Origin of the sequence: Tabrizicola sp., from assembly GCF_016792905.1 — a bacterium.
GTDB lineage: Bacteria > Pseudomonadota > Alphaproteobacteria > Rhodobacterales > Rhodobacteraceae > Tabrizicola.
The window spans coordinates 120,181-129,380 of sequence record NZ_JAEULP010000017.1 but is presented as its reverse complement, the minus strand read 5'-3'; the positions used below and the strand labels follow the sequence as shown (position 1 = coordinate 129,380).

General features: G+C 66.0%; 11 protein-coding genes. 2 read left to right on the top strand and 9 right to left on the bottom strand.

What is annotated here, in order from left to right:
- Positions 1–328: 328 nt before the first annotated feature.
- The gene (locus JNL31_RS03070; protein ID WP_294969791.1) at positions 329–856 is read left to right on the top strand and encodes a hypothetical protein; all 528 of its coding nucleotides are present in this window, start codon (positions 329–331) and stop codon (positions 854–856) included.
- 217 nt (positions 857–1,073) lie between these two features.
- On the opposite strand, the gene JNL31_RS03065 is transcribed toward JNL31_RS03070, so the two are convergent.
- From JNL31_RS03065 to JNL31_RS03045, 5 genes are all read right to left on the bottom strand, one after another.
- Positions 1,074–1,895, bottom strand: coding sequence for a ferredoxin--NADP reductase (locus JNL31_RS03065; protein ID WP_294969789.1), 822 nt, complete (start codon positions 1,893–1,895; stop codon positions 1,074–1,076).
- A 75-nt stretch (positions 1,896–1,970) separates the two neighbouring features.
- Entirely contained in the window at positions 1,971–2,375 is a 405-nt protein-coding gene (locus tag JNL31_RS03060) for a DUF934 domain-containing protein (RefSeq protein ID WP_294969786.1), read from the bottom strand.
- A complete protein-coding gene (locus tag JNL31_RS03055; protein WP_294969784.1) occupies positions 2,372–3,139 on the bottom strand; it encodes a phosphoadenylyl-sulfate reductase in 768 nt (255 codons plus the stop codon). The genes JNL31_RS03060 and JNL31_RS03055 overlap by 4 nt, the downstream gene beginning before the upstream one ends.
- Positions 3,129–4,799, bottom strand: coding sequence for a nitrite/sulfite reductase (locus JNL31_RS03050; protein ID WP_294969782.1), 1,671 nt, complete (start codon positions 4,797–4,799; stop codon positions 3,129–3,131). The genes JNL31_RS03055 and JNL31_RS03050 overlap by 11 nt, the downstream gene beginning before the upstream one ends.
- Positions 4,800–4,805: 6 nt before the next feature.
- Complete coding sequence (locus JNL31_RS03045; protein WP_294969780.1) at positions 4,806–5,111, bottom strand: DUF2849 domain-containing protein; 306 nt, start codon at positions 5,109–5,111, stop codon at positions 4,806–4,808.
- Positions 5,112–5,253: 142 nt separating this feature from the next.
- On the opposite strand from JNL31_RS03045, the gene JNL31_RS03040 reads away from it, so the two are divergent.
- Positions 5,254–5,715 carry an Lrp/AsnC family transcriptional regulator gene (locus tag JNL31_RS03040; RefSeq protein WP_294969777.1) on the top strand — a complete coding sequence of 154 codons (462 nt, stop codon included), beginning with the start codon at positions 5,254–5,256 and terminating at the stop codon, positions 5,713–5,715.
- A gap of 113 nt (positions 5,716–5,828) precedes the next feature.
- Here the strand turns inward: JNL31_RS03040 and JNL31_RS03035 are convergent, their stop codons facing one another.
- The 4 genes from JNL31_RS03035 to JNL31_RS03020 form a co-directional block, all read right to left on the bottom strand.
- The gene (locus JNL31_RS03035) at positions 5,829–7,004 is read right to left on the bottom strand and encodes a cytochrome P450 (RefSeq protein WP_294969774.1); all 1,176 of its coding nucleotides are present in this window, start codon (positions 7,002–7,004) and stop codon (positions 5,829–5,831) included.
- The gene (locus JNL31_RS03030) at positions 7,001–7,918 is read right to left on the bottom strand and encodes a DMT family transporter (RefSeq protein WP_294969771.1); all 918 of its coding nucleotides are present in this window, start codon (positions 7,916–7,918) and stop codon (positions 7,001–7,003) included. Before JNL31_RS03030 ends, JNL31_RS03035 begins: the two co-directional genes overlap by 4 nt.
- Positions 7,919–7,978: 60 nt before the next feature.
- On the bottom strand, positions 7,979–8,722 hold the full coding sequence (gene tpiA / locus JNL31_RS03025) for a triose-phosphate isomerase (RefSeq protein ID WP_294969769.1): 744 nt from the start codon (positions 8,720–8,722) through the stop codon (positions 7,979–7,981).
- A 105-nt stretch (positions 8,723–8,827) separates the two neighbouring features.
- On the bottom strand, positions 8,828–9,187 hold the full coding sequence (locus JNL31_RS03020; protein WP_294969767.1) for an iron-sulfur cluster assembly accessory protein: 360 nt from the start codon (positions 9,185–9,187) through the stop codon (positions 8,828–8,830).
- Positions 9,188–9,200 lie beyond the last annotated feature (13 nt).

Genomic DNA, 9,200 nt, shown 5'->3' with positions numbered 1-9,200 from the left:
CACGACCCCGACATTCTCGCCATCCGCACCGATCAGGCGGATTTCCGGAGCGCGGATGCGGTCGTTGATGCGGGGACCGGTTTCGCGTTGCGGCGGGGCATTGTGCGGTCTGCGGGCTATGGTAGTCGTCCTTTGATGGTTGAATGCGCGGCGGCAATCTAGACGCGGGCGGGCGGCTCCGCAACCCGGCTGGCCCGCCCTCCGGCCAGAATTCCGCATGTTTCCGGTGTTTTTCGCGGTGCTGCAATGCAGCACCCTTTTCATTTCCCGGCCAAGCTGCCATATCAGCGCCATCCGGGCGATAGCTCCGGTCATAGGAGAATATGACATGAACAGAACCGTAATCATCGGCGCCATCGTCGTGCTTCTGGCCGCTGGCGGCTATTACCAGTTCAGCTACAAGCCGGCACAGGAAGCGGAAGCGGCGATGAAGGCTGCCGAAGAGAAAGCCGCCGCCGACGCCAAGGCCGCCGAAGAGGCCGCCGCCAAGGCGGCTGAAGAAGCGGCTGCCGCCGCCCAGAAGGCCGCCGACGATGCCGCCAAGGCTGCCGAAGGCACTGCCGCCGCCGTCGAAGGTGCTGCGACCGACGCGGCGGAAGCCGTCGAGGGTGCCGCGACCGACGCTGCCACCGCTGTCGAAGGTGCCGCGACCGAAGCGACCGGCGCGGCCACCGACGCCGCTGCCGCGCTTGATCCGGCGAACTTCAACGCTGACGCCGTGACCGCGCTGATCGACGGCTCGACCCTCGACGACGCGACCAAGGCCACGCTGAAGACCGCTGTAGAGGCCGCCAAGGCCAACCCGGCCCTGGTCGCCGACACCGTCGCGCAGGTCAAGACCGCGCTCGGCATGTGATCTTTCGGCATCCGCCGAAACCGGAAAGGCCGCGAGGTTCCCCCTCGCGGCCTTTTTCATTGCGCAGACCGATCGCGTGGTCAGAGGGGCGCCGCGCCATGCTCAAGGCCGCAGGCACTGCCCGCGGCCCAAGGTTTGAAACGTTAAGGCCACCCTAACGCGGCCAGACAACCCATTGATATTGCTTGATCGAAAAATCTGTCCACCGTGGACAGGTTCAGATCCCGTCGCCCACGAATGCCTTTTCCACCACGTATTCCAGCGGCTCCGAATTCGCCCCCTCGCGCAGCCCGAACTTCTCCAGCACCGCCTTGACGTCGTGATTGAAGGCCAGGCTCCCGCAGACCATCGCCCGGTCTTCCTCCGGGTCCATCGGGGCAAGGCCAAGGTCGGCGAAGACCTTTCCGCTGGTCAGGTTGTCGGTGATCCGTCCCATCCGGGCCGACGCCTCGCGGGTCGTGGTCGGATAGTATAGAAGCTTGCCCGCCACCATCTCGCCGATCAGCGGGTCGTCCTTCAGGCTTTCCACCAGCTGCCGCCCGTATTCCAGTTCGGCCACCTCGCGGCAGGTGTGCATCATGATGACCTGGTCGTACTTTTCGTAGGTCTCCGGGTCGCGCATCAGGCTCGCGAACGGCGCGATCCCGGTCCCCGTCGCCAGGAACCAGATCCGGCTGCCCGGCAAGAGCGCGTCGTGGACCAGCGTCCCCACCGGCTTCGGGCGCAGGATGATCTCGTCCCCCGGCTGGATATGCTGGAGCTTCGAGGTCAGCGGCCCGTCCGGCACCTTGATCGAATAGAACTCCAGCTCCTCATCCCAGCTGGGCGAAGCGATGGAATAGGCCCGGAGAAGTGGCTTCCCGTTCTCGCCCAGAAGCCCGATCATCACGAACTCCCCTGACCGGAAGCGCAAGGAGGCAGGTCGGGTGACGCGAAAGGAAAACAGCCGGTCGGTCCAGTGCCGGACGCTGGTCACGGTCTGGGCGTCAGGCAGGTGCGGCTTCGCTTGGGCGGTGTCCATCGTCACGGTCTCATTCATCGTTTCGCCCTCCATAGGCGAGCCGACGCGGCAAGGGAAGCCTTTCCCCTGCGGCGAATTCATCGGGTCAGGGGATCAGGCGCGCAGCTTGGCCTGATAGTGGTGATCCCGCCAGTCGGCGCGGAACTGCCATTGCTCGGCGGGCTGGCGGGCGGCGATCTCGTCCGGAATCTCGGCCCCGTCAAAGCCCACCCGGCGCAGCATGGTATACTGGTCGGCGATGACCGGACCCAGCGCGAGCAGCTGTCCGGTATATCCCATCGTCCGCAGCCGCCGGGCGACAGTGAAGGCGCGGCCATCGCTGAAGGCCGGAAAGCCGACGCGGATCAGGGTCAGCCGGTCGAGCTGGCCTTCAAGCGCGGCCGGGTCGTCGGTGTTGGCCAGATCGACCGCCGTCGCCTCCGGCGTCAGCTCGGCCAGCGAGGGGATTACCGCCTCCGGGGCGGGGGCGAAGCCTGCATCGGTGACGATCACGCTCATGCCGCGTTCTCCGTTGATTTGAGGTCGGGCGCCGTCCGAACCGCCTTGCCGTCGATGAAATGGATGCCGCATTCGGTCTTGGCCTGGCCGCGCCAGCGCCCGGCGCGGGGGTCTTCGCCCGGCTTCACCGCGCTGGTGCAGGGCGCGCAGCCGATGGAAGGGTAGCCCTTCGCAACGAGCGGATGCCGGGGCAGGCGGTTTTCCACCATGTATTCCTCAAGATCCTCGCGACCCCAGTGGGCCAGAGGGTTCACCTTGATGCGGAAGTCGCCCTCGTTTTCGAAGAAGTCGATGGTGCCGCGGTCGGCATTCTGGAACCGCTTGCGGCCAGTGATCCAGCCGTCGAACTTGGACAGCGCGCGTTCCAGCGGCTCCACCTTGCGCACATTGCAGCAGGCGTCGGTCGAGTATTGGTGGAGCGTGCCGTCAGGGTCTTCGAAGCTGACCCGGGCGGGGTTGGCGCGGATCGTGCGAATGTCGCAAAGCGCCAGTTTCTCGGCCAGCTCGCGCTGGTAGTCGAGCGTTTCCTGGAAGAGCATCCTTGTGTCGATGAACAGTACGGGCGTCTCGGGCGCGATCACCGAGACGAGGTGCAGCAGCACCACCGATTCCGCCCCGAAGGACGAGACGAGGGCGACGCGGCCCAGGTCGTCATCTTTCAGCGCATGTTCCAAGACTGCCGTCGCCGAATGGTGGCGATAGCGCGCATTCAGGCTTGCCACCCGCTCGGCCACCGGGCCGTCATGGCGGCCGTCACGCGGCATCTTTTTCTCCCTCGGACCCGTAGAGCGCGGCCTTGAATGGCTCCATTCCCACGCGGCGGAAGGCGTGCAGGAAGGTTTCGGTCGGCTCGGTGCGCAGGTCGATGTAGGCGCGCAGGATGCGCTCGATCGCCGGGACAATCTCGGTATAGGCAAAGCCCGGGCCGGTCTTCTCGCCGATCACCGCGTCCTCGGAGCCATCGCCGCCAAGCGTGATCTGGTAGTTCTCGACCCCCGCCCGGTCGAGACCCAGAATGCCGATATGGCCAACGTGGTGGTGCCCGCAGGCGTTGATGCAGCCGGAAATCTTGATCTTCAGGGGGCCGATCTCATGTTCCAGCTTCAAGGCCTCGAAATGTGCAGCCAGTTCCTGCGCGACGGGGATCGAGCGGGCGGTTGCGAGCGCGCAATAGTCCATGCCGGGGCAGGCGATGATGTCGGACAGGAGCCCGACATTCGCCGTGCCGAGGCCCGCCTTGACCAGCGCTGCATGCAGCACCGGCAGGTCCGACTTGTGGACATGCGGCAGGATCACGTTCTGCTCGTGGCTGATGCGCAGGTCGGAATGGCCATAGGTCTCGGCCAGATCGGCAAGCAGGCGCATCTGGTCCGAGGTCGCGTCGCCGGGCGTCTGGCCATGCGCCTTCAGGCTGATGGTCACGATGGCATACTGGTCGTTGCGGTGCCGGGCAAGGTTGGTGTCGGCCCAGGCGCGGAACACCGGGTCGGCCTTGTAGAAGGAGTCATAGGCGTCGACTGGCGCATCGCGGAAGGCGGGGGGCGCGAAGGCCTCGCGGATGTCGGCCAGAAGCTTCTGGTCATTCCCGCCGAAGAGGGGGCGCAGGCGCGCGAACTCGGCCTCGACCATGCGGGTGATCTCGTCCTTGCCGGTTTCGTGCAGGGTAATCTTGATCCGCGCCTTGTACTTGTTGTCCCGGCGTCCGAGCGTGTTGTAGACCGAGAGGACGGCCTCGACGTAGGGAAGAAGATCGGCTTCCGGCAGGAAGTCGCGCACGGTCATCCCGATCATCGGGGTTCGACCCAGGCCACCGCCGACAATGACCTCGAAACCCGGCTGACCGGCGGCATTGCGGACCATGCGCAGCCCGATGTCATGTGCCTTCGTGACTGCCCGGTCATTCGGGCTGCCGGTGATGGCAATCTTGAACTTGCGCGGCAGGAACTGGAACTCCGGGTGGTCGGTCGACCACTGGCGCAGAAGCTCGGCATAGGGGCGGGGATCGGCGATTTCATCGGCGGCCGCGCCGGCGAAATGGTCGGCGGTCACGTTGCGCACCGTGTTGCCGCTGGTCTGGATCGCGTGCATTTCCACATCGGCCAGCGCCTTCAGGATGGCGGGAACGTCCGGCAGCTTCGGCCAGTTGAACTGGATGTTCTGCCGGGTGGTGAAGTGGCCATAGCCCTTGTCCCAGGTGTCGGCGATGTAGGCCAGCTGTCGCATCTGGCGTGGCGCAAGGGTCCCGTAGGGAATGGCGATCCGCAGCATGTAGGCATGCAGTTGCAGATAAAGACCGTTCATCAGGCGCAGCGGGCGGAATTCATCTTCGGTGAGCGAACCATCCAGCCGCCGTTCGACCTGGTTGGTGAACTGCGCGACGCGCGAGCGGACGAAGGCTTCGTCGAAGTCGGAGTAGGAATACATGTCGCCTCAGCTGGCCAGGTCGGCTTGCTTGCCGTGGTGATAGTTCGAGGGGCCGCGGGTGCGGAATTCCTCGCGGAAATGGGTCGGTTCGGGGCCGTTTGGTCCCGCCTTGGCATCGGCCAGATAGGCGCCGACCACAAGCAGTTTCTGCGCCGCCGCATGCAACAGCCGCATCTGGGCATGGGCCTCGTCCTCGATCAACTCGGCCTCGTGGTGGAGGGCGGACCAGCGGTCGTCGGCGGTCAGATAGACGACGTCGCCCTCGCGCAGTCGGTTGGCGGTCACGATCTTCGGGGTGAAGCGGCGGCTCATGATGCTCTCGAGGTCTGGATATCCGGTGCCAAATATAGAATATTTTCCCGGGTGCAAGCCAGTGGCCCTTGCAGATAAGGATACCTGTTCCGATACTGTTGCATGGAAGAACCCGTTTTCCGCGAAAGGGGGAAAAACAGGAATGACCGCCGCGCTGGACGATCTGGACCGGAAAATCCTGTCCGAACTGCAACAGGATGCCGAGCAATCGCTGGATGAAATCGCCCGGAAAGTGGGGTCTTCCAAGACCCCGGTCTGGAACAGGATCCGCCGGATGCGCGAGCAGGGGGTGATCACCCGGACGACCGCGATCCTTGACCCCGAGGCGCTGGGGCTGGAGGCCTGTTTCTTCGTGCTGATCCGCACCTCCGAGCACGAGGCCGAGTGGCAGCGGAAGTTCCTGAAAGCCTTGCGCGAGCGCCCCGAGGTGCTGGAGGCGCACCGGCTGGCCGGGGACATCGACTATATCCTGAAGGTGCGGGTCAGGAACGCCCGGGCCTATGACACCTTCTACCAGGCGCTGATTTCCGAGGTGCGGATCTACAACGTGACGGCGCTGCTGAGCATGGAAGAGATCAAGTCGACGACCGTCCTTCCCCTGTGATGGGCGGTTCTCAAATGGAGCGCTGACGCGCAAGTCCTTTGTCTCGTCGTCGGGGCCCGCGCCCTCCTCCTCGGCGTGCCTCCGGCGGGGATATTTGGTGCCAGGTGAAAGACTTAGACGGTGACGCTCAACTCGCGCAGGCCGTGGAAGTGGTAGACGTCGGCGTAGCGCGGCGGTTCTGCCAGCGCGAGGTTCGGATGGCGCTTGAAGAGGATCGGCAGCGCGATCTGGAGTTCCAGCCGGGCGAGGGGCGCGCCGACGCAGAAATGCAGGCCCGCGCCGAAGGTCGCCAGCGGCTTGACCGGGCGGGAGGGCAGGAACTGGTCGGGCCGGTCCCAGACGCCAGGATCGCGGTTCGCCATGGCGAGCAGGAGGCCGACCCGGTCGCCGCGATGGAAGGTCTGGCCCATGATCTCGACATCTTCGTAGGCGTGCCGGGTGAACATGTGCAGCGCCGGGTCGAAGCGGAGGATTTCCTCGACCGTGCCGTCCACAGCCTCCGGCGCCAGCGCCGACAGCGGCGTGCCGGTCTCCAGGAGCATCTTCACCCCGTTGCCTATGGTGTGGACGGTCGCCTCGTGGCCGGCGTTGAGGAGGAGGATGCAGGTGGAGATGAGTTCATCGGTCGATAGCTTCTCGCCCTCCATCTCGGCGGCGATCAGCTGGGTGATCAGGTCGTCCGCCGGGCGCGCGCGGCGTTCGTCCACATAGGCGCGCATGAAGGCCACGAAAGCCTCGGTCGCGGCGACGGCGCGGTCTTCCGTCTCTCGGGTGCGACCGGCCATGTACATGCCGACCATGGCGTTCGACCAGCGCAGGAGGTCGGGCGCCATCTCCTCGGGGACGCCCAGCAGTCGGGCGATGATGCGGACGGGCAGAGGCTGGGCGAAGGTCTGGAGAAGGTCACTCTCCCCCGCAGCGAAGCTTTCCGCCAGTTCGGTCGCAAGCGCCGTGATGTCGGGCGCCAGACCCGCGATGCGGCGCGAGGTGAAGGCCCGCAGGACCAGGTTGCGCAGGCGCGTGTGGCGCGGAGGCTCCAGCTCCAGCATCGAATGCGCCTCGACCGCGTAGAACGGGGCCAGGTGGGGCGGGATGACCGGGGGCTCCACCGGCTCGCGCCCGAAGCGGCGGTCGCGGAAGATCGCATTCACCGCGGCTGCGTTGCCGGTGCAGATCAGGTTGTAGTCGGTCCAGTGGAAGAAAGGCCCGGCAGCGCGGGCGCGTTCGTAGAAGGGGTAGGGGTCCTGGACGAAACCGGGATCGGTCGGGGATTGCTGAAACTCGATCATCGTCTGCCCCCACCGATCAGGCCCTGCGCGATCAATGCCCCGGTCACGACGATGGCGGCGCCAAGCGTCTGTCCCCAGTTCCACGGGCCCCCGGCCAGGAACACCATCACCATGACATAGAACGGCACGGCGTTCATGTGCATCGACGCGGCACCGATACCGATCCGCCCGACGGCGACAATCCAGAGCAGCTGGGACACCGCCAGCGAGCCGATACCGAAGACGGCGAGCCCACCGAACTCTTTCCAACCGATCGCGCCCCAATCCGGCCACTGGTCGCGCAGGAAGCCGTCGGCGAGCGCCGCCAGCAGCGAGACCACGGCAGCCCCCGCGATGGTGATGGCGGCGCGGCCCAGGGGGGAGAGGTCAGGCAGGGCCCGCACGGTTTCGCGTGAGCCCCAGGTGTAGACCACGACCGAGGCGAGCGCCGCGAGGATGCCGTAGCCGAAGTCGAGTTCCCCCTCGGCCCCATTCACCGCGATCAGGCCGCCTGCGACGGACAGCATCAGCCCGACGGCCAAGGCGCGGGTGAACGGGCGGTGGTCGGCCAGGCATTCCAGAAGGATGCCGATGACCGGCATGACGGCGCTGACGATGGCCACAGTCACGGGGTCGTTCAATCGCAACGCGATGACCACGAAGAAGGATGCAAGGCCGAGTGTGACGAAACCCACCCAGGCCCCTGTCAGCCAGTCGGCCGACAGGACTACGCGCCGCCCCTCGACCGCCCACCAGACCGGCACCAGCACCACGGCGGCAAGAAGCGCGCGCGCAGCGGTCAGCGCGACGGGCGGCATATGCGGAACAATCAGGTCGGCGGCCGGCAACCCGGCGGCCCAGACCACCATCGAGGCGAGGCAGATCAGGTTCGCTGCGGCCAGGGGTCGCCGAGCGGTGTGGTGAAGAGCAGTCATTGCGGCACCCTAGGCGGGCGAAACCTTTCGGGCTGGCCTGTCCGCGACAGGCAAGGGTCGTCAGGCGGCGGAGAGCGCGTCGACGATGGCGCCGAAATCGGCAGCCTTCAGGCTTGCGCCGCCCACCAGCGCCCCGTCGACATGCGGTACGGCAAAGATGTCCCCGGCGTTCGACGGCTTGACCGAACCGCCGTAGAGGATGCGCACGCCCTCGGCCTCATCGCCGATCAGGCCGCGCAACCGGCCGCGGAGGAAGCTGTGGACCTCGGCGATCTCTGCCAGCGTGGGCGTGCGGCCGGTGCCGATGGCCCAGACGGGTTCATAGGCGACGACCAGGTTGGCCGCCGTCGCCCCGCCGGGGATCGAGCCGTCGATCTGGCTGCCGATCACCGCCAGAGTCTTGCCCGCGTCATGCTCCGCCTCTGTCTCGCCGATGCAGACGATGGCGACGAGGCCCGCATCCACCGCCGCCTCGGCCTTGGCCCGGACAAGTTCGTCGGTTTCGCCACGGTCGGTGCGGCGTTCGGAATGGCCAAGGATCACATGAGTTGCGCCCGCATCCTTCAGCATCGCGACCGAAATGTCGCCGGTGTGCGCACCCTGCGGTTTCGCATGACAATCCTGCGCACCGACCAACAGCGCCGAACCCCTTGCAGCATCGGCCATCTGGGCGATCAGCGTCGCGGGCGGGCACAGGAGCATTTCGCAGGCCGGGGCAGGATGGGCGGCAAGAAGCGCCGCGACCTCGGCCAAGGAGGCCCTGGTGCCATTCATCTTCCAGTTCCCGGCGGCGAGCTTCTTCATCCTGCATTCCCCTCTGCACTTCCGGACACGCCTAGCGTGTATGGGCAGAAAGGAAAAGCCTTCAGATCGCGAACAATCTGTCGTTGGCAGCGGGTTTATTGCCGGTCAGGCGGCGGGCGTGTCGCGGAACTTGATCGATTCGCCGCAGCCGCAGGCCTCGGCGACGTTGGGGTTGCGGAACTTGAACCCGCTTTCCACCAGGCCCGTCTCATAGTCGATCTCGGTACCGATCAGGAACATCTGCGCCATGGGCGCGATCATCACCCGGGCACCGTCCTGTTCCACCACCTCGTCCAGCGGATTGACCGAGGCGACATATTCCATGGTGTATTCCATGCCCGCGCAACCGCCCTTCTTCACGCCGATGCGCAGGCCCTGGCTGCCCTCGCGCTGCATCAGCCGGGTGATCTGGCGGCTGGCGGCGGGGGTCAGGGTGACGGCGGCTTTGCCGGGAATGCCGAACATGGGAAGGCTCCTT

Bases quoted from the DNA above. Each gene is read 5' to 3' on its own strand.
- JNL31_RS03070 (WP_294969791.1), top strand. From the start codon at position 329: ATGAACAGAACCGTAATCATCGGCGCCATCGTCGTGCTTCTGGCCGCT.
- JNL31_RS03065 (WP_294969789.1), bottom strand. From the start codon at position 1,895: ATGAATGAGACCGTGACGATGGACACCGCCCAAGCGAAGCCGCACCTG.
- JNL31_RS03060 (WP_294969786.1), bottom strand. From the start codon at position 2,375: ATGAGCGTGATCGTCACCGATGCAGGCTTCGCCCCCGCCCCGGAGGCG.
- JNL31_RS03055 (WP_294969784.1), bottom strand. From the start codon at position 3,139: ATGCCGCGTGACGGCCGCCATGACGGCCCGGTGGCCGAGCGGGTGGCA.
- JNL31_RS03050 (WP_294969782.1), bottom strand. From the start codon at position 4,799: ATGTATTCCTACTCCGACTTCGACGAAGCCTTCGTCCGCTCGCGCGTC.
- JNL31_RS03045 (WP_294969780.1), bottom strand. From the start codon at position 5,111: ATGAGCCGCCGCTTCACCCCGAAGATCGTGACCGCCAACCGACTGCGC.
- JNL31_RS03040 (WP_294969777.1), top strand. From the start codon at position 5,254: ATGACCGCCGCGCTGGACGATCTGGACCGGAAAATCCTGTCCGAACTG.
- JNL31_RS03035 (WP_294969774.1), bottom strand. From the start codon at position 7,004: ATGATCGAGTTTCAGCAATCCCCGACCGATCCCGGTTTCGTCCAGGAC.
- JNL31_RS03030 (WP_294969771.1), bottom strand. From the start codon at position 7,918: ATGACTGCTCTTCACCACACCGCTCGGCGACCCCTGGCCGCAGCGAAC.
- tpiA (WP_294969769.1), bottom strand. From the start codon at position 8,722: ATGAAGAAGCTCGCCGCCGGGAACTGGAAGATGAATGGCACCAGGGCC.
- JNL31_RS03020 (WP_294969767.1), bottom strand. From the start codon at position 9,187: ATGTTCGGCATTCCCGGCAAAGCCGCCGTCACCCTGACCCCCGCCGCC.